This is a genomic window from Paenibacillus sp. DS2015 (genome assembly GCF_050433705.1).
In the GTDB taxonomy this organism is placed as follows: Bacteria; Bacillota; Bacilli; order Paenibacillales; family Paenibacillaceae; genus Paenibacillus_AQ.
The window spans coordinates 1-19766 of the sequence record NZ_JBNPWS010000026.1 but is presented as its reverse complement, the minus strand read 5'-3'; the positions used below and the strand labels follow the sequence as shown (position 1 = coordinate 19766).

18 protein-coding genes, 8 tRNA genes and 1 other annotated feature are annotated in these 19766 nt (G+C 43.2%); all 26 genes read right to left on the bottom strand.

What is annotated here, in order from left to right:
• The first annotated feature begins 130 nt into the window (after positions 1–130).
• Positions 131–300 (top strand) — a sequence feature (23S ribosomal RNA rRNA prediction is too short).
• Positions 301–839: 539 nt separating this feature from the next.
• Positions 840–1793, bottom strand: a complete 954-nt coding sequence (gene trxB, locus J2T13_RS19310; RefSeq protein ID WP_429373995.1) for a thioredoxin-disulfide reductase — start codon at positions 1791–1793, stop codon at positions 840–842.
• Positions 1794–1915: 122 nt separating this feature from the next.
• Entirely contained in the window at positions 1916–3628 is a 1713-nt protein-coding gene (locus tag J2T13_RS19305; RefSeq protein WP_429373994.1) for a tetratricopeptide repeat protein, read from the bottom strand.
• Between the two features lie 138 nt (positions 3629–3766).
• A complete protein-coding gene (locus tag J2T13_RS19300; protein ID WP_429373993.1) occupies positions 3767–4717 on the bottom strand; it encodes a ribose-phosphate diphosphokinase in 951 nt (316 codons plus the stop codon).
• A 53-nt stretch (positions 4718–4770) separates the two neighbouring features.
• Positions 4771–5595 (bottom strand): histidinol-phosphatase HisJ, encoded by an 825-nt coding sequence (gene hisJ, locus J2T13_RS19295; RefSeq protein ID WP_429373992.1) that lies wholly within the window; start codon positions 5593–5595, stop codon positions 4771–4773.
• A gap of 42 nt (positions 5596–5637) precedes the next feature.
• On the bottom strand, positions 5638–6363 hold the full coding sequence (gene hisIE / locus J2T13_RS19290; RefSeq protein WP_429373991.1) for a bifunctional phosphoribosyl-AMP cyclohydrolase/phosphoribosyl-ATP diphosphatase HisIE: 726 nt from the start codon (positions 6361–6363) through the stop codon (positions 5638–5640).
• Positions 6360–7118, bottom strand: a complete 759-nt coding sequence (gene hisF / locus J2T13_RS19285; protein WP_429373990.1) for an imidazole glycerol phosphate synthase subunit HisF — start codon at positions 7116–7118, stop codon at positions 6360–6362. The genes hisIE and hisF overlap by 4 nt, the downstream gene beginning before the upstream one ends.
• 142 nt (positions 7119–7260) lie before the next feature.
• The gene (gene hisA / locus J2T13_RS19280; protein ID WP_429373989.1) at positions 7261–8001 is read right to left on the bottom strand and encodes a 1-(5-phosphoribosyl)-5-[(5-phosphoribosylamino)methylideneamino]imidazole-4-carboxamide isomerase; all 741 of its coding nucleotides are present in this window, start codon (positions 7999–8001) and stop codon (positions 7261–7263) included.
• 52 nt (positions 8002–8053) lie between these two features.
• Complete coding sequence (hisH, locus tag J2T13_RS19275; RefSeq protein ID WP_429373988.1) at positions 8054–8677, bottom strand: imidazole glycerol phosphate synthase subunit HisH; 624 nt, start codon at positions 8675–8677, stop codon at positions 8054–8056.
• A 2-nt stretch (positions 8678–8679) separates the two neighbouring features.
• Positions 8680–9285: an imidazoleglycerol-phosphate dehydratase HisB gene (gene hisB, locus J2T13_RS19270; protein ID WP_429373987.1), complete on the bottom strand. Its 606-nt coding sequence runs from the start codon at positions 9283–9285 to the stop codon at positions 8680–8682.
• Positions 9275–10582, bottom strand: coding sequence for a histidinol dehydrogenase (gene hisD / locus J2T13_RS19265; protein ID WP_429374040.1), 1308 nt, complete (start codon positions 10580–10582; stop codon positions 9275–9277). The genes hisB and hisD overlap by 11 nt, the downstream gene beginning before the upstream one ends.
• A 92-nt stretch (positions 10583–10674) precedes the next feature.
• Positions 10675–11319: an ATP phosphoribosyltransferase gene (gene hisG, locus J2T13_RS19260; protein ID WP_429373986.1), complete on the bottom strand. Its 645-nt coding sequence runs from the start codon at positions 11317–11319 to the stop codon at positions 10675–10677.
• Between the two features lie 51 nt (positions 11320–11370).
• The gene (locus tag J2T13_RS19255; protein ID WP_429373985.1) at positions 11371–12645 is read right to left on the bottom strand and encodes an ATP phosphoribosyltransferase regulatory subunit; all 1275 of its coding nucleotides are present in this window, start codon (positions 12643–12645) and stop codon (positions 11371–11373) included.
• A gap of 438 nt (positions 12646–13083) precedes the next feature.
• Positions 13084–13587, bottom strand: a complete 504-nt coding sequence (locus J2T13_RS19250; RefSeq protein WP_429373984.1) for an acyltransferase — start codon at positions 13585–13587, stop codon at positions 13084–13086.
• Positions 13584–14237, bottom strand: coding sequence for a pyrophosphatase PpaX (gene ppaX / locus J2T13_RS19245; protein ID WP_429373983.1), 654 nt, complete (start codon positions 14235–14237; stop codon positions 13584–13586). The genes J2T13_RS19250 and ppaX overlap by 4 nt, the downstream gene beginning before the upstream one ends.
• Before the next feature lie 8 nt (positions 14238–14245).
• Entirely contained in the window at positions 14246–15283 is a 1038-nt protein-coding gene (gene lgt / locus J2T13_RS19240; protein WP_429373982.1) for a prolipoprotein diacylglyceryl transferase, read from the bottom strand.
• A gap of 15 nt (positions 15284–15298) precedes the next feature.
• Positions 15299–16237 carry an HPr(Ser) kinase/phosphatase gene (gene hprK, locus J2T13_RS19235; RefSeq protein WP_429373981.1) on the bottom strand — a complete coding sequence of 313 codons (939 nt, stop codon included), beginning with the start codon at positions 16235–16237 and terminating at the stop codon, positions 15299–15301.
• Positions 16238–16436: 199 nt separating this feature from the next.
• A complete protein-coding gene (locus J2T13_RS19230) occupies positions 16437–17561 on the bottom strand; it encodes an ABC transporter ATP-binding protein (RefSeq protein ID WP_429373980.1) in 1125 nt (374 codons plus the stop codon).
• Positions 17562–17663: 102 nt separating this feature from the next.
• The gene (locus J2T13_RS19225; protein ID WP_429373979.1) at positions 17664–18770 is read right to left on the bottom strand and encodes a PucR family transcriptional regulator; all 1107 of its coding nucleotides are present in this window, start codon (positions 18768–18770) and stop codon (positions 17664–17666) included.
• 119 nt (positions 18771–18889) lie between these two features.
• Positions 18890–18962: transfer RNA gene (locus J2T13_RS19220), tRNA-Lys, on the bottom strand.
• Positions 18963–18969: 7 nt separating this feature from the next.
• Positions 18970–19054 (bottom strand) — tRNA-Tyr (locus J2T13_RS19215).
• A gap of 12 nt (positions 19055–19066) precedes the next feature.
• Positions 19067–19139, bottom strand: a tRNA-Phe gene (locus J2T13_RS19210).
• A gap of 54 nt (positions 19140–19193) precedes the next feature.
• Positions 19194–19270 (bottom strand) — tRNA-Asp (locus J2T13_RS19205).
• 18 nt (positions 19271–19288) lie between these two features.
• Positions 19289–19364: transfer RNA gene (locus J2T13_RS19200), tRNA-Thr, on the bottom strand.
• A 6-nt stretch (positions 19365–19370) separates the two neighbouring features.
• Positions 19371–19446, bottom strand: a tRNA-Val gene (locus tag J2T13_RS19195).
• A 10-nt stretch (positions 19447–19456) separates the two neighbouring features.
• Positions 19457–19533 (bottom strand) — tRNA-Met (locus J2T13_RS19190).
• A 36-nt stretch (positions 19534–19569) separates the two neighbouring features.
• Positions 19570–19661: transfer RNA gene (locus J2T13_RS19185), tRNA-Ser, on the bottom strand.
• Positions 19662–19766 lie beyond the last annotated feature (105 nt).

Below are 19766 nucleotides of genomic sequence, written 5' to 3'. Positions count from 1 at the left end.
TTTTACATAATTTTTTTTTTCAAACTTCACATTAATAATGTACATGAAGAACATTGAAAACACCCCGAAAATGCTTATAAAAGGCCACACCAAGCTTATTCCGAAACTATTAATAAACCACCCCATACATACAGGCCCAAGAGCAAAGCCAGCCCCCGAAATGATACTAAAAACCGAATTGTATCTGCCCTATAAGCATCAGGGGAGAAGGGAGCTTGACTGCGAGACCTACAAGTCGAGCAGGGACGAAAGTCGGGCTTAGTGATCCGGTGGTACCGCATGGAAGGGCCATCGCTCAACGGATAAAAGCTACCCTGGGGATAACAGGCTTATCTCCCCCAAGAGTCCATCATTATCGTTCTAATTTTTCTTTCAAAAATATTTCGTATCACAAACTTCATAATAATCCCCAATTCAACAGCCCCTTCCAGTTAATCTATCTATGTAACTTCTTAATATTCTATCGAAGAAACTGAATCTTCTAATCGTTTCATAATTTATCAGCCTTTCGCCTAATTAAGTAATTTCAATTCAATATATTGTATTTATTTAGGTGTATCTATTAATAACTAGCGATTATGACTAAGTATACATTAGACATCAAAACGAATGTGTCGAAATATGTTGTATAATTGCGCTCTATAAATAAAAACATGCTATCTTTGGAGCTATGAAACATGAGAATTCAATATAGATCTAATCGGTAAATCACAAAAGGTACCCACCATATGGAGGGTACCTTTTGTAATAATAATGACATCTCAAGTTATGTTTCATTAGTAACCGAATACTGTCCTCATAGGACGACGAAGACATTCACCTTATACAATTATCTCAATTTACTTACCGAGATTCTCGCTCCAGTCATGTACCATGGAACCTTCAATGAACTTCTCAGCATCCATAGCTGCCATACAGCCTGTACCGGCAGCGGAAATAGCCTGACGATATTTGTTATCCTGTACGTCACCACAAGCGAATACGCCTGGAATATTCGTCTCTGTCGTTCCTGGCTTAACTACAATATATCCGACATCATCTGTCGTAATTTGATTGCCTAGGAAACTCGTGTTCGGCGTATGTCCTATCGCTACGAACACACCATCTGCTTCAATAAGTTCCTCTTGATTCGTTTCGTTATTACGGACTTTTAGCCCTTTAACACCCATACCTTCAGCAACAACCTCAAGCGGTGTACGGTTAAGTGCCCATAGCACCTTTTCATTGTCACGCGCGCGGTCTTGCATAATTTTGGAAGCCCGTAGCTCTTCACGACGATTGACCAGTGTTACACTAGAGCCAAAACGGGTCAGGAAGCTAGCCTCCTCCATCGCTGAGTCACCGCCACCAATCACGATGATTTTTTTGCCACGGAAGAAGAATCCATCACATGTTGCACACGTGCTGACTCCACGTCCAATGTTCTCTTGTTCACCCGGAATTCCAAGGTATTTAGCGGAAGCACCTGTTGAGATAATAACCGTTTCTGCTTCCAATTCGCCCATCCCTTGAACTTGAACCTTAAAAGGACGTTTGGAGAAATCAACACTTTCTACCCAACTGGATTTAAACTCAGCACCAAAGCGCTCAGCTTGCTTACGCATATTATCCATCAATTCTGGACCCATAATACCATCTGGGAATCCCGGGAAGTTCTCAATTTCAGTAGTAGTTGTCAATTGCCCGCCTGGTTGCATACCTTCAATAACTAAAGGTTTCATGTTGGCACGTGCAAGATAAATTGCAGCAGTTAAACCCGCAGGGCCTGTTCCGATAATAATTGATTTATACATTCAATCATCCTCCTCAATATCGAGTAAATTGTTCATGATATGTTTTACACACTTCACCTATATATTCGAGTCCAAAAAGTCTCTCCTTAGCAGATTACTTTTGGAATTATCTCTACATTTCATCATAAAAGTGATCTCTTTCTACCTTTCATATGGCACACACGGTCCATACGTCTAGCGTAGCGACTGACAGTAGATACAGAAAGTCCATATCGTTTTGCGACTTCTTCGTACGTAATAGAGTCACCATAAATCTTGGAACTCCAGTACTCAAGCGCCGCAGACCAAGCCTCCATATGATGTAGTTGAGGCGTATCTGGATAACTTTTATTTAGAAATTCCGTCCATAAACGCTGTACATCTTCTTGCTGGTTCAGACTTGAACGCCCCATCATTTCCAGCGTCTTGTTAACAACCAGCTGCCAATTACAATCTTCTGGAAGCAGGTTATCCTTCACTGAATCTTGAGAAGACTCCTCGGAATCATCTAACAGCAATGTTTCACGATCAATACCCATGCCTTGCAGAACAAACATAGCCGCCTCTTTCAGCTCTATATCTTCATCTGGTTCCTGAATAAAAACGAGAAGAGCCTGCTTAACCTCATCATCAGCAATCCACGCAAATGCTTGAATGACTTGAAGTTTAGTACCCACATCCCCATGTCGAAGCGCCCAGAAGAAAGATGAACGAATGAGAGGATTATGTCTGATCTCCTCTGTCATTTGATCTCCATCCAATTCCCAGAGCTTAAGCTGCTCCTCAAACGGAAGGTGATAGTGATAGCTGATTTTAGGTTGAACCGAAGTTCCCGCTTGGAATTGATGTAGTTGAGACAGAAAAAACTTAGGAACATCCGATTCCGGATCAAGTTTCTGCGCAAATTTCCAGCATCTTTCCGCATCTACATAACGCTCACAATTAAAAGCAGCCGCAGCCGTATAATGATAAAGACTCGGATCACTATTCATGTCCTCGTCCTTTAATAATCTACGGAAATGTCTATAGGCAACTTCATGTTGTCCCAATATTCCCATCGTCGTAGCTAATTTAAACACATGCTCCTGATGAAAAGGAATCGTAACCGTCAGGGTGCGAACCAAAGGTGCTAATTCTGTCATGTTATGCTCGTGTTGATAAAATATAGCCAAATTGCACAACCCGTGGAGATTACCTGGCTCTTGTTCCAGTACCTCACCTATTGTTTCCTTCGCTCTATCAAATAATCCAACATAATAATAAGCTAACGCCAGATTATTCCGAGCAGACAGAAAATCAGGGTAGTTCTTCACAATTTCCTCTAAAATATCTACAGCCTGAGCAAACTTTCCTTCTTCAAGAAGTGCACGTGCATTCTCATGCTCAACCATGCCTTCCCTACTCTTAATTCGGTGCAACTTAGCGGGACGATTCAGTTCATAATGGAGTAAATCCATCATTTCTTCCGCTTCCTCCAAGAATTGACCCTCGGAGTCCTCTTCCAAATAAGTCACAAGCGCCTTCTCTGCTTCTTCAAATTGTTCCATATTCGCAAAGTTATTCGCCATATAGTAGTAGCATTCCGTCATAGCCGGATCAATATCCTTCAGAACCTGAGCAAGCACGGCATTTGATCCCGAGAAGTCACCCATTTCAGACATGATTCCTGCCACGTTGCAATGATTCACAGGATTTTCTGGTTCATACTCTACCGCTTTACCGAAATATTTCAATGCCTTGTCATAATGATTGCGATCTAGCGAGCGTACAGCTCTTTCAAAAAAGAAATTCGCATCCAAATGGACAGGTATGATTTTATTGTATAGGTCTTCAGCCCGTAGTTTATCCTCATTCATTGAGCAAGGCACCTCCTTTTTTAAACCAATGACCTACAATAGTATAACACAAGTTCAATAGTCCTTCTAAGATAGGTAGATTCGCCTTCTCATTTATATCAATAGAGTAGCAGACACATAGAAAAGACACCGCATCCACTAAATGCCGGAGTCTTTAAATAAGGTAGCGATAGATCCACCTTCCATAATAATCTGAGTAGCCTGTGCCAGCATTGGCGCTACCGATAATACTTTGAATCTATCGGATTGCTGCTCCTGAACAATGGAATCTGTCACAACCACTTCTTTAATGTTAGGGTGATTCAATCGTTCTAGTGCAGATCCAGAGAAAAGTCCATGGGTAGCACATACGTACACGTCTTGTGCTCCACGTTCCTTCAAACCTTCTACTACATTAATAATTGTCGTTCCCGTATCAATCAAGTCTTCTATAATGATCGGTGTTCTTCCTTCCACGTCCCCAATGACATGCGTAATGACCGATTCATTATGGGCAGGACGCTTCTTAATCATAATAGCAAACGGAGAATCCAGGTGGTTCGCCAGTTTCTCTGCCATCGATGCTCGCCCAGCATCTGGAGAGACAATGACTGGATTGCTTATATGCTTAGATCGTAAATACTCACTGATCAAGTCAAGTGCCGTTAAGTGATCAACAGGGATATTAAAGAATCCCTGAATGGCCGACGCATGTAAATCTATCGTAATGACTCGATTTGCTCCAACTGTAGTGAGTACATCCGCTACCATTTTGGCTGAGATAGGCTCACGTGGTGCAGATTTGCGTTCCTGACGGGCATAACCATAGTAAGGTACAATAATGTTAACCGTATGAGCAGAAGCCCTCTTAGCGGCATCAATCATCACCAGCAGTTCTACAAACGTCTCATTAATAGGATGTGAGAGAGACTGAACAAGAAACACATCACAGTTGCGGATGCTCTCCTCATAATGGACATAGACCTCTCCGCTTTGAAAACGTGACAGCTTAATACTGCCCAGTTCCACGCCGAGCTTAGCACATATGTCCTGAGCTAATTTGGGATTCGATGATCCGGAAAAAACGCGCATCTTGTGTTGCTGTTGCATGACATCCTCCTGTAATTCCAAATCTATATTTAATTATATTATACAGGCAAAAGCTAGATTTCAAAAGACACCTGTGTTCTAACTCGCCGATCGAACACCGATAGCTCTCGGTAACCGACATCCCAAAGTGTAACACGTGCTTGATCCAGATATTCTCCCAGTTTGCGCGGATCATGTGCATCGGAACCGACCGTAACAGGAATACCCAGACGATAGGCTTCGCTCACTATTCTTCTGCTAGGGAACATCTCCTCGCACGCTTTAGATAACCCAGAAGCGTTCAACTCCATAGCTACTCCACTCTTACGTATAGCGATCAGTGTAGCATCTTCCATATCTGTTACTTCAGCAGTGGCTTCTGCTACAGGCTTATAACCGAACCGCTTAATCACATCTACATGGCCCATAATATCGTACAATCCCGTTGCCGCAGCCTTCTGGACAGCATCATAATAGCGCTTATACACAGTAAGAATATCCTGTCCGTCCCAATGATTCGTCTGACGGTAATCACTAATATCCCACGTTCCCAGAAAATGAACTGATCCAATGACATAGTCCCATGGGTATGCTGATATAATGTCTTCTATCTCGGATTCATACCCTTCGATATAGTCGCCTTCTAACCCCACCTTAACATCAATCTGCCCTTTGTACCGCTCTTTAAGAGCAAGGCATTCCTCCACATAACGAGGAAGCTCCTCCATTGGCATCGCCATTTCAGGATAGTAAGTGGCTGGATCCACATGAATGAGTGGCATATGATCCGATAGACCAATCTGAGATAAGCCCATCTCTATGCCACGCAGAACATATTCCTCTAGCTCTCCAATCGCATGACCACAGCGTACATGGTGGGTGTGATAATCAATTAGCATCGTCAAGTTCCTCCCTTAATACGATGTCGATAAGAATTATGCTCAATCCCGGCGTGGACGTTCGTGCCGTAGACCAAGTTCTTCTAGAATTTCATCAAGGGGTAGTTTACGTTCCTCTAGTAATACAAGTAAGTGATAAATCAGATCGCTTACCTCTAGACGTAACTCCGCATTATCTTTATTCTTAGCAGCAATAATAGTTTCTGCTGTTTCTTCTCCAACTTTTTTAAGGATTTTATCGACACCTTTTTCAAATAAATACGTTGTATAAGCCCCTTCAGGCCGCTCTTTTTCACGTTCAGCAATGATTTGCTCCAGCTCAGCCAAGACCGCGAATCGGTCATCATTGTTGTGATTATTAGCTTTAAGCTTCGAATCATTCAGAGCTTCGGAATCAGCGATTTGATCAGCAGATAATGTCACATCGTTGAAGAAACAAGTATCATTTCCTGTGTGACATGCAGGTCCTTTAGGTTTAACCTGAAATAGTAGCGTATCTCCATCACAATCATAGCGTAGTGAAACAATTTGTTGCGTATGGCTAGAAGTAGCCCCCTTATGCCACAACTCCTGTCGCGAGCGACTCCAGAACCATGTCTCACCACTCTCTACCGATCGTTTCAGTGATTCCCGGTTCATATACGCCATCATCAATACTTCCTTGGTCACTGCATCCTGGATAATAGCAGGTACTAACCCCGACTCATCAAATTTGATCTGCCCTTGTATTTGTTCCAAAGACCCTACCCGATCTATCTTGTTGCTCATCGAATCTCCACTCCTTTATGCTTTAGGTCCTGTTTCAAATCTTGTATTGTCATTTCCTTATAATGAAAAATAGTGGCTGCTAACCCCGCATCCGCTTTCCCACTTGTAAATACGTCGTAGAAATGGTCCTTCGTTCCCGCTCCACCCGAAGCAATAACTGGGATACCAATTAGACCTGACACAGCAGAAGTAAGTGCTATGTCGAAGCCGTCCTTCGTTCCATCAGCATCCATACTCGTCAGCAGAATTTCACCTGCGCCCAACGATTCAGCTTCCTTAACCCAAGATAAAGCTCGAATGCCCGACGGTGTGCGTCCACCATGCGTATATACTTCCCATTCGCCCCATGCCTCATTGTATTTCGCATCTACAGCTACAACAATACACTGAGACCCAAATTTACGAGCACCTTCCGCGATCAATTGCGGATTAACCACAGCTGCCGTATTAATACCAATCTTATCTGCACCTGCGCGTAGAATCCTCTTCATATCATCAACATGAGAGATTCCTCCGCCTACCGTGAACGGTATCGCAATCTCACCTGCGGTCTGACGTACAACTTCCACCATCGTTGCACGACCCTCCACCGAAGCTGAAATATCTAGAAACACAAGTTCATCTGCACCCTCTTGGTCATAAAGGGCCGCCAGTTCTACCGGATCACCCGCATCACGCAGATTAACAAAGTTAACACCCTTCACAACCCGACCATCCTTTACGTCCAGACACGGAATGATTCGTTTAGCCAGCATGTCTCTCTTCCCCTCTACACTCATTAATAAAAGGCCTGCAAATTTACATTACATTTCACAGTCAATTCACAATTGAACACCTGAACATTCCCCTGAATCACAATACACTATGAAGTATCAGGGGTAATCCCTAATGCCTACTCTAATTCTGTCCTCTAACGGTCTTCACTGCCTCTGCTAGATCAATATTCCCTGTATACAGAGCTTTGCCCACAATCGCCCCACCAATGCCTTCATGAGCGTGTGAACTCAAGCTAACCAAGTCATCCAACACTGTGACACCACCTGAAGCGATCACCGTGCGCCCACTACTCGTAGCAAGGGATAGAATTGCCTCTACATTGGGTCCTTGCATCATGCCATCACGTGAAATATCCGTGAAAATAAAAGTCTCAGCCCCTTTGGCTGCAAGCTCTTTAGCGAGCTCTTCTGCTTTGACTTCCGAGGTATCCAACCAGCCACGGGTAGCAACATAGCCGTTACGTGCGTCAATACCGATCGCTACCTTATCTCCATATGTACCTAGAACAGCTTCTGTGAAGGCACGATCCTCGATCGCTGCTGTTCCTATAATCAATCTACTTACACCCAGTTCCAATAGACGCTTCACATCAGCAAGTGTACGAATTCCGCCCCCAACTTGCACAGGGACATTTACTTCCTTCGCAATAGCTCCAATAATCACATCATTTACAGGGTGCCCTGCTTTGGCGCCATCGAGATCCACTAGGTGAATAAAAGATCCCCCTTGTTGCTCCCATGACTTAGCGACGTGTAACGGGCTATCATTATACACGGTTTCCTGATTATAATCGCCTTGAATCAATCGTACACACTTACCATCACGAATATCAATAGCTGGATATATGATAAAAGAAGACATAATGTTATCCCCACTTTTCCTCGAAATTGAAAATAATTTATATTAACAACCTTTACTTCACAGAATCACCCGTAAACTTAAGGAAATTCCGCAATAAGTTCATACCCAGTTCTCCGCTTTTCTCTGGATGGAACTGCATACCGAATACGGAACCTCGCCCTACGATTGCAGTCACGGGATGTCCATAATCCGTTGTAGCTATAAGATCAGTCTTTACTTCCGGAAGAACATGATAAGAATGTACGAAGTATACATATCCTTCCGCAAGTCCCGTAAACAGCGGACTCCCCTCTTCAATATACTCCAACTTATTCCACCCCATGTGTGGCACTTTATACGCGCCACCCGCGAATCGTACCACTGAACCAGGTAATATACCTAGCCCCTCGTGGTTACCGTGCTCCTCGCTAGTACTGAATAATAGCTGCATACCTAGGCAAATGCCAAGTAGAGGCTGATTTCCTTCTGCGACCTTCTGTACCACAGCATCGAGCGAACTCTCCCGCAATTGCGCCATAGCATCGCCGAAAGCGCCGACACCAGGCAGGATTACACCATCAGCGGCAAGAATTTCACTCTCTACACTCGTAATAAGCACCTCATACCCAAGCCGCTCTACGGCCTTGCTTACACTGTGCAAATTTCCCATGCCGTAATCCACAATCGCAATAGCCACGATTACAGCACTCCCTTCGTGGAGGGCACACCTGTCACACGCGGATCAATGCTAGTTGCTTCATCAAGCGCACGACCGAGTGCTTTAAACACAGCCTCAATCATATGATGCGTGTTCTGTCCGTAGTGAACGATCACATGTAGCGTAATACGTGCTTCCAATGCGAACTTCCACAGAAATTCATGTACAAGTTCCGTCGTGAAGCTACCCACCTGCTGCGAAGGATATTCTGCACGATATTCGAAATGCGGTCGATTGCTAATATCAATGACCACTTGCGCTAAAGCCTCATCCATCGGTACAAATACGCTAGCATAACGCTTAATGCCCCGCTTGTCGCCTAAAGCTTCTCTAAGCGTCTGTCCCAGACAAATCCCGATATCCTCCACCGTGTGATGATCATCAATCTCAATATCCCCCTGCGCCTTTACAGAAAGATCGAAATGTCCGTGCTTCGTAAACAGATCCAACATATGATTCAGGAATGGAACATCCGTCTCTAGCTCCGATACCCCCGTACCATCTACTCCAAAAGAAAGGGAAATATTCGTTTCATTCGTTGCGCGGCTTACACTTGCCTTACGTATTTCACTCACATTATTGTCCATTATTGATTTCCACCTTTCCTTCCTGCTGTAACCGAACCTCAATCGCCCGTGCATGACCCTCTAGCCCTTCGTGTCGAGCTAATTCCATAATCGTCGCGCCGTTCTCTAGCAACGCTTCCTTACTATAATAAATCATACTCGATTTCTTAATGAAATCATCCACATCTACTGGCGATGAGAATCTAGCTGTTCCGTTCGTTGGAATAATATGATTCGGTCCTGCAAAATAATCTCCCACAGGCTCCGAGCTATATGGACCTAAGAAAATGGCACCCGCATTCTCAATTTTACTAACATAAGACATCGGGTCCTCGACCATCATTTCTAGATGCTCTGGTGCTAGCCGATTGACCACTGAAATACCCTCTTCTATGGATTCCACAACAATAATAGCGCCATAGTTCACAATGGAGGAAGTTGCAATCTTTTGACGTGGTAATAGCGTCAACTGACGTGTTACCTCTGCCGCAACGGCTTCAGCAAATGCTTGAGAAGGGGTAACAAGAATCGCTGAGGCCATCTCATCATGCTCAGCTTGTGATAGCAAATCTGCTGCAACATATACAGGATTCGCCTTCTCGTCTGCTAATACCACGATCTCGCTTGGTCCAGCAATGCTATCAATATCTACAGCACCATATACTTCTCGCTTCGCCAATGCTACATAAATATTTCCGGGCCCACATATTTTATCAACCGGTGCAATCGTCTCCGTACCATAAGCCAATGCAGCAATCGCTTGCGCTCCACCTACACGATAGATCTCGTGCACACCCGCTTCTGCTGCGGCTACAAGAATATGAGGGTCAATGCCCTCTTGACCGTTCGTCCCCGGTGGAGTCATCATGACAATCTCCGGTACGCCGGCTACTTGAGCTGGAATAACGTTCATCAGTACGGATGAAGGATACGCTGCCTTACCTCCGGGCACATACACGCCCACCCTTTTTAGAGGACGAATAATTTGACCTAGAATACTGCCGTCTGACTGCAAATCCATCCATGAATTTCTTTTCTCACGCATATGGAAGGCCCGAATGTTGTTTGCTGCTGCAGCAATAGCCTTCACGAAAGAAGGCTCAACATGTTGATAAGCCTCCTGTAGCTCTTCAGCAGTCACCCGTAGCGTATCCGCCGTCAACCGGGTCCGATCATGCTGCTCTGTATATCGAAGAAGTGCTGCATCTCCTTCAGCCTTGATATCCCTTACGATCGTCTTCACAGCTTCATTCTGCTCAGGTGTGCCGTAATCCACTTCCCTCTGCAAATTAAACTTTTCAACGGGTACAATTTTCATCATGACAACGCCACCTCCACCAAGCCTACTCTACAATATTAATCTGTTAATCCGTTAATCTCTTAACTATTTACCCGTATATTCATTAACCCTTACTTCGATTGAATTAGAGGTACGGGAATCACCTTTTGGAGCAGATCACACAACTCTTGAATTTGCCCATTCTTCATACGATAACTGACACGATTAGCAATGAGTCGGCTCGAAATTTCAAAAATACTTATCATCTCTACCAATCCATTATCCTTCAAAGTCTGCCCCGTCTCCACCATATCGACAATTCGATCTGCCAACCCGATTAGCGGTGCAAGCTCAATAGATCCGTTTAATTTAATGACCTCAACCTGCTGTCCTTGCTCTCGAAAATACTGTGACGCCACATTCGGATACTTCGTAGCTACTCGCTGTTGAATTCCTGGTTCCCAATTCGGTAGACCAATAACAGACATACGACAGCGCGCAATGCCTAGATCTAGAAGTTCATAAACATCCTTATTTTCTTCAAGAAGCACATCCTTACCTACAATCCCAATATCAGCTACGCCATACTCAACATAAGTAGGCACATCTACTGGTTTCGCAAGAATGAATTCCATTCCCATCTCAGGCAAAGGAACGACTAATTTACGCGATTCGTCTACTTCCAGTGGAATATCTAGTCCAGCTTTGCGGAACAAGGCTGCCGCTTTCGTATATATACGTCCCTTGGGCATAGCTACTTTTAATGTATCTACCATCTTCCTACCTCCTTATCCTCTATGATCATCCCTGCTCCAGTGTGACCCTAATTATTCAGGTGTAACATAAGTAATAATCTCGCTATAGATCTTTTTTACAGCCTGCGTTACTTGATCGCTTGATTTTACATTTACTGATACTCTATCATGTTCTACCTCTTCTTCTGCATCATGTTCTACCTCTTGCTCAACCTGCTTAGTTGACTCTAATGACTTCTGGTCTGCTAATAAACGTGTCACCACTGTACGTCCTACAGCACGCAATCGGGTAGCTTCTGCCAGCCCCTGTGAGCGTTGCAATGCATCATATTGAACAAGCACAGGTAACACCTCAGTCTCCTGCTTACCGTGTACACCGTCTAGAATACGATTAGTCTTAAGAGCGAACCCTGTCGCAGGGATTGACCGCCCAAATTGTTGCAAAAGATTGTCATAACGCCCACCGCTACACACTGGGAAACCCAATTCTGAAGCGTAACCTTCAAAAGTCATACCTGTATAATAAGAGAAATCACCAATCATTGTAAGATCAATTAACACATGTTCTGAGACACCATAGGCTTCTAACACTTCCCACACCTTACATAAGTGGACAATTGAATCCTGAGCCAGCGTATTTTTACTAAGTTGGAAAGCCTGCTCGCAGATTTCCTTTCCTCCACGTAATCGGACAATTCCGTCCAATATATCTTTTTGTTCTTTAGGTAAATCCAATGCGAGAATCGTATTTCGGAATCCCACATAATCTCGGCGCAGTAATCCCTCTTTAAGCGCTTCCTGAGCATCATCCAGACCCGGAACAACCTCTTGGAACAATCCATGCAAGAATCCTACATGCCCCATTGCAATTTTAAAAGAAGTCACCCCTGCTGCCTTCAACGACTCAATAGCAAGCGCTACAATCTCTGCATCAGCTTCAGGGGAATCATCACCTACCAGTTCCACGCCCGTCTGGAAGAACTCTGCTTCTCTACCTGCTTCTTCTTCAATCGCGCGGAATACATTCGCATGATAAGACAATCTTAGTGGAAGTGGCTCCTCCTTCAATAAAGATGACACCACACGGGCAATAGGAGCCGTCATATCTGAGCGTAGTACCAACGTAGTACCCCGATTATTGAGCAATTTAAATAACTTCCGATCCGTTGTAGAACTCGCCACACCAACTGTATCGTAATATTCCATCGTTGGCGTCATAATCTGACGATATCCCCATGCCTCCATGCAATCCAACACATCACGTTCAATGGAACGTAGTTTCTTCACAGCGTACGGTAGATAGTCACGAACACCTACCGGTTTTTCAAAACCTTTTGGCTTAGACACTTCAGTTCACCTCGACTTAGACAACTTTATTTGAATTTGAAAGTATAAACTTCCATCCCTATTTCATTTGTAAACCCTGTCGGCCCTTTGGGAGCATCGATCCGATTAACTTTTATTCATACGATCTAGAAGAAAGGATAGGGCTTTTTTTAACCCAAAATACTTTAGCACGGTAACGATCTACCATACTACCAAAGTAAAGAATATTCGCTATCGTAACATGATTTTGAAGTAACGTCAATGAACTTCTATCCCTTTGATCATACCCTAACCCTCTTCGTTATTCCTCTATTAATACTCAACTTTCCCCTGAGAACGCAATGATCGCCCACACATCATACCAGAGATTACTATGAGCCATCGTCTATAAACAAATAACACCCCATACTCAATCTGAGGTGTTAACAATTTACAACCATTTAACCCTATTCATGAGACTTACTCTAAATCACTTCTTGATGAAGCAGATCTCAATTCACGTAATGGATTACCGCCTACAAAGGCCCCTGGTGCAACATCTTTATGAACTACTGAGCCTGCTGCCACAATAGCCCCATCACCAATAAGCACACCGGGAAGGATCGTTGAATTGGCTCCAATCATCACATTTTTGCCAATGACAACCTCGCCCAACCGATACTCATCAATTAAATACTCATGAGTCAGAATGGTCGTATTATAACCAATGACTGAATTATCTCCCACGGTTATCTTTTCTGGAAAAAACACATCTACCATGACCATTAGCGCGAATGCCGTATGCGTTCCTACCTTCATACCTAACATATGACGATAAATCCAGTTCTTCACCTGAAGAATAGGACAATAACGAGCGATCTGAATACACACGAAGTTCTTAATCCCTTTCCAAGGACTCACCGTTCGATAAATTTGCCAGAGCGCATTGGGACCTTCCACGGGATGACGAGTAACCTTTCTCAATCTAAACCCGACTCCTGTTCTACAAAGGAATATAAATCGCTCATCGTATGCAACATGTAGTCTGGTGCATACTTATTAAGTTCATCCTCACCCTTTAGTGACCATGAGACACCCGCTGCCAACACTCCAGCCGCCTTCGCTGCTTGAATATCTACAGGACTATCTCCAACCATCAAAGTCTTAAGTGGATCAGAACCAAGCTCCTTCACTGCCTTTAGTACAGGTTCTGGATGAGGCTTAGGGTTCTTAACATCGATCACCGTTACAATAGCATCCATGTATTCCAATAATCCGAACATTTCTAGTACTTTCAAGGTACCAGGTCTATTCTTAGTTGTAACCACACCCATACGGATTCCTCGTCCATGAAGCGATTGAATGACTTCAAGCACTTTTGGAAAAGGTTGTACCATCTCATCGTGATGGATATCATTATAGCTTCGATATGACTGAATTAAAGGCGTAACATCGTCATGACCCGAGAAAATTTGAAGCTGCCGTTCCAAAGTCAATCCCATCCTAGGTATGATTTCTTCTCTTGTAAGCAGAGACGTTCCCTGTCCTTCAAGTACATTCTTAAAAGCTGAAATAATTAATTCATTTGTATCGATAATCGTACCGTCCAGATCAAACAATATCGTATCAATCATGCCTTTTATTACTCCTTTTTGTTATCCGATAGCGGTTCCACCTCAAGCACTCGTGATTCGGCAGAAATTTCTTGGGTTTTAGCTCTTTTTGGCGCTGTAAGAGGCGCTTCTGGCATTGTATCCGGTGTTACCTTAGTGGACACAATCGGATCGAGATAGCGAACTTCTGCCCGCCCCGTTACACGACGTCCAATAACCAGAGCGATCGCAAGCACAATGATAAGAAGCGATAACATTTGAGAAATTCTCACATTGCCATACGCTGGATCTAAATATCCAGCCTCAAAACCGAGGCTCTTCATTGGACTCCACAGAGCATTGGATAGAGAAACAAACCATTGTTGACCTTGGAATGCCAGACTATCCGTACGTAATCCTTCAATAAAGAAGCGTCCAATCGAATACCATACGAAGTAAGAAATAATCATTTCTCCAGCACGTAGAAACTTCTGACGTCGCAAGACGAGTAGCAAACCAAGTCCAACAAGGTTCCACAATGATTCATATAAGAATGCCGGGTGATGGAATACTCCCTGAACATTCATCTGATTCACAATAAAATCAGGTAAATGCAAGGTATTACGCAAAAACGATTCCTCTACAGCCCCACCATAGGCCTCTTGGTTTACGAAGTTGCCCCAACGACCAATCAATTGACCCACAATCAGTCCTGGAGCACATATATCAAGAATTCTCCAGAAATTATATCCTTTATAGCGGCTATACAGATACCCACAAATCATAGATCCAATTAACGCGCCATAGATCGCAATACCGCCGTTCCATATTTTGAAGACATCCCATAAATTATCTTTGTAATCTTCCCACTTGAACGCTACAAAATAAATACGGGCGCAGATAATGGCTGAAGGAACCCCAAACAATAGCAGATCCATAAATACTTCAGATGAAATTCCAAATCTACGACCTTCTCTAATGGCAATCATAAGGCCTAATAACGCACCCAATCCTAGAATTAGACCGTACCAGTGTACATCTAGCGATCCAATCGAAATTGCGATAGGATTCAATAACAATGTCGCCATCTTTATTCCACGCTCCTAATCCAAATCATCATTATCTTCTGCTATCGTTGCCGTTAATTTATTCGTGAACTGAAGTGCTGCATTGAATCCCATTTGTTTCAAACGATAATTCATAGCGGCCACTTCAATAATAACGGCAAGGTTACGTCCAGGGCGTACAGGAATTGTCACCAATGGAACATCAGTATCGATAATTCTTGTAGTCTCCTCATCGAGACCCAGTCGATCATATTGCTTATCTTGTTGCCAAGCTTCTAATCTCACGACTAGCGTAATACGTTTGTTATTACGAATAGCACCCGCGCCAAACAAGGTCATCACATTAATAATACCGACACCACGAATTTCAAGGAGATGGCGAATCAATTCAGGAGCCGTACCATGAAGTTGGTTATCCGAGGTTTGACGAATTTCCACTGCATCATCTGCAATAAGTCGATGTCCTCTTTTGACCAATTCTAGTGCTGTCTCACTCTTACCTATGCCACTAGTACCCGTTATTAGCATGCCCACACCATTAACATCACACAATACGCCATGTATAGTTGCCGTCGGTGCTAATTTCTTCTCTAGGAAGCCCGTAATTCGGCTAGATAGTGTTGTCGTTGCCATATTACTACGAAGGACAGCTATCTTCTTCTCGACACTAACATCTATTAACTCCTGGGGAACATCCAGTGATCGAGTAACTACGATACAAGGGGTTACGTCCGTACACAGCTTTTCCATTCGTTCTTTTCTATCTGCAGCAGGTAGCATCGCGAAAAAAGCTAACTCCGTCTTACCAAATAATTGCACTCGCTCTTGAGGATGATATTCGAAATAGCCTGCCATTTCCAATCCAGGTCGATTCAAATCATCAACCGTGATCACACGCTTGAGACCTTCCTCCCCCGAAATGACTTCCAGCTGAAATTGTTGGACCAGTTCAGATACCTTTACTTTTTTAGCCATTTCAATTCTCCCTTTCGTCCAGATTCCCTATGATACCAGACCGAGATCTATGGACCTATTCAAGACTTTTCTATTGTAACCATCGTAAATGAAATCTCTATCGAATGCAATCTCGGCTTAGATAATATCGACAGATATAAACACCAAAAAACCGCCAGAGTCGGCGGTCTTGGAATTATAGTAACTGTTAAATTATATATTAGTCAGTAATTAGAACGTTAAGTTCAGATTCCTTGTCGAAGATATGAACTTTGTTCATATCAACTGCCAAGCGAACTGAGCTACCATCACGGATTGTAGAACGTCCATCTACACGAGCGATTACTGTATCCGCTCCTAATCCACTCAAGTATAGCAACATTTCATGTCCAAGGTTCTCAGTAACATCTACATTAGATGTAAAGATCGTATTTGGAGATGCTTCTAAGAATACTGGCTCTTCATGAATATCTTCAGGACGAACGCCCATGATAACTTCTTTGCCAATCAAACCTTTGTTCTTCAAGATTTGAGCTTTACCACCAGGGACTTCTACATCCAAACCAGCTGCACGGAAACGAACAGCTCCGTTTGACTCGCTAAGTGTACCATTAATAAAGTTCATTGTAGGAGATCCAATAAATCCTGCTACAAAAAGATTAGTTGGGCTATTGTATAGCTCTTCTGGAGAAGCTGCTTGTTGAATGATACCATCATACATAACTACGATACGGTCACCCATCGTCATAGCTTCTGTTTGGTCATGCGTTACATAGATACAAGTAGTTTCAAGGCGTTTAACTAGTTTAGTGATTTCTGCACGCATTTGACCACGTAATTTAGCATCCAAGTTGGAAAGAGGCTCATCCATCAAGAAGACTTGCGGATCACGGACAATGGCACGTCCCAAAGCGACACGTTGACGTTGACCACCAGAAAGTGCCTTCGGTTTACGTTCAAGTAAATGTTCGATGTCAAGAATTTTAGCCGCATCGCGAACTTTTTTATCTATCTCATCTTTTTTCACTTTACGTAGTTTCAAACCAAATGCCATGTTTTGATACACGCTCATATGTGGGTAAAGAGCGTAGGATTGGAATACCATCGCGATATCGCGGTCTTTAGGAGCTACGTCATTGACAACACGGTCACCAATGTACATTTTACCTTCAGAGATTTCTTCCAAACCAGCGATCATACGTAAAGTTGTAGACTTACCACAACCTGAAGGTCCAACCAATACTAGAAACTCTCTATCTTTAATATCAAGATTGATATCAATAACCGTTGCTTTATCAGATCCAGGGTATTTCTTGAAAATATTTTCTAAGCGTACTCCAGCCATTATATTTGCCCCCTAAGTGGATGTTTTGTAATCGAATTCATTTTGTAAACTAATCATACCCGACATCTGCAAGACTGCCTATCCACAAACTGCACAAAAAACCTATTTTCTTTTCGTCACTTTATACAATAGCATCGTCAGCTTAATCAATACAGCATCTCCAAAGCTACGGACATCAAGTCCTGTTTCCTGTTTGATCTTATCCAGACGATAGAGAAGTGTGTTCCGATGTATATACATTCGCTTTGCCGTCTCACTAACATTACAATCTAATTGAAAAAAGGTCTCTAGGGTTGATAGCGTCTCAGTATCCTTAAATATTATGGAGTCATTACCCACTTGCTCTAGAAAACTAACTTGCTGAGTATCAGGAATGCTAGATATTAACCTTTCTAATACTAAGTCCCATGGTAGATGTATATGCTCAGTGATCCGAAATACTTTGCCCAACTCTACCGTTTCTCTTAGTAAATTAACTGTAGAGGGAAGTGAATAGATGGGATTCATACCTAACGTTACGGAAAGATGAATACCACCAACCGATTCACTAGCAATCAACTCGTATAGACCATCACAGAATGCGGAGAGTATGTCCGTATCTGATTCCTCCACGTCATCTTCCTTCTCATCTATAGCTCCAACAATCAATTCTTTACAAGCCAATATAAGCCATTCATGTGCAACTAGAGGAATCAACACTACCTCACCATCAAAGTAACTGACGATTAACTTCTTTAATTCGATATATGAAATTACCGATGTATGTATACCTTCATAAGTTAGAAAAAAAGGAACCATATCCGGCTGTATACGATTCTTAAGAGTAAGCCTGTCTGGAACCTCACTCTCTAATTCACCTAGATCTATTTGTGACTGAAGCCAATCACTGAATTGTTGTACTTCACGCTCTTCTATATCCTCCGAAGATAAGGATACCTCGGTATGGTCACGCATATTAGCTACAAGTAACTCCATAAATTGTACTTCTTCTAAACTTAAAGCGTTCAATTCTCCAGCCATTACGGACATCCGCCCATTCTTACTATACAGAGGAAACCAGACTTCACCTTCATTCACCACTGAATCCATTACCGTTTTGTTATTATGATTAAAAAATGAGCCTGATTCTTGCTTATTTAGCTCTTTAATCGTGAGAGGGATACCCACTATCTGCTGCAGTTTCTCTCGTAAAGATTCCATCTCCACCATTGATGTTCACCTACCACTTTACCTTTTTCTTCATATTTTATCATATCTCTTATCAAAAATAGAATAAAACAAAAAAAGTCACCAACCTAATAGGTTAATGACTTCCCTTTGTCTTATGATGAGCCATGAAGGATTCGAACCTTCGACACCCTGATTAAAAGTCAGGTGCTCTACCAACTGAGCTAATGGCTCACAAAACTGGTGGAGGATGATGGATTCGAACCACCGAACTCGTAGAGAGCAGATTTACAGTCTGCCGTGTTTAGCCACTTCACTAATCCTCCGTAATAAAAAGGTGGCTCGGAACGGAATCGAACCGCCGACACGAGGATTTTCAGTCCTCTGCTCTACCGACTGAGCTACCGAGCCAGATCTAATGATCAAAAAAATATTATACATTTCCATCTTCTAAGCTTAATAAAATGGCGGGACCGACGGGACTCGAACCCGCGATCTCCTGCGTGACAGGCAGGCATGTTAACCAACTACACCACGGTTCCGCACTATTAAGATAAAAATGGTGCCGGCGAGAGGACTTGAACCCCCAACCTACTGATTACAAGTCAGTTGCTCTACCAGTTGAGCTACACCGGCGCATAATGGTGGAGGCTGAGGGGATCGAACCCCCGACCCTCTGCTTGTAAGGCAGATGCTCTCCCAGCTGAGCTAAGCCTCCTGGGTATGTATGGTAGCGGCGAAGGGGATCGAACCCCCGACCTCACGGGTATGAACCGTACGCTCTAGCCAGCTGAGCTACACCGCCACAATAATAACTGTTAAATCTTTATGAAATATCAAATGGCGGAGAGAGTGGGATTCGAACCCACGCACCGCTTACGCAGTCTAACCCCTTAGCAGAGGGTCCCCTTATAGCCACTTGGGTATCTCTCCAGATAGATCATATTCAAGGTTTAATCCTTGAAAACTAGATACGAAACAACTTTGCGAGTTTAAAAGCATATGCTTCCGAAGTACTTTCACTTCGTGAAACTTTAG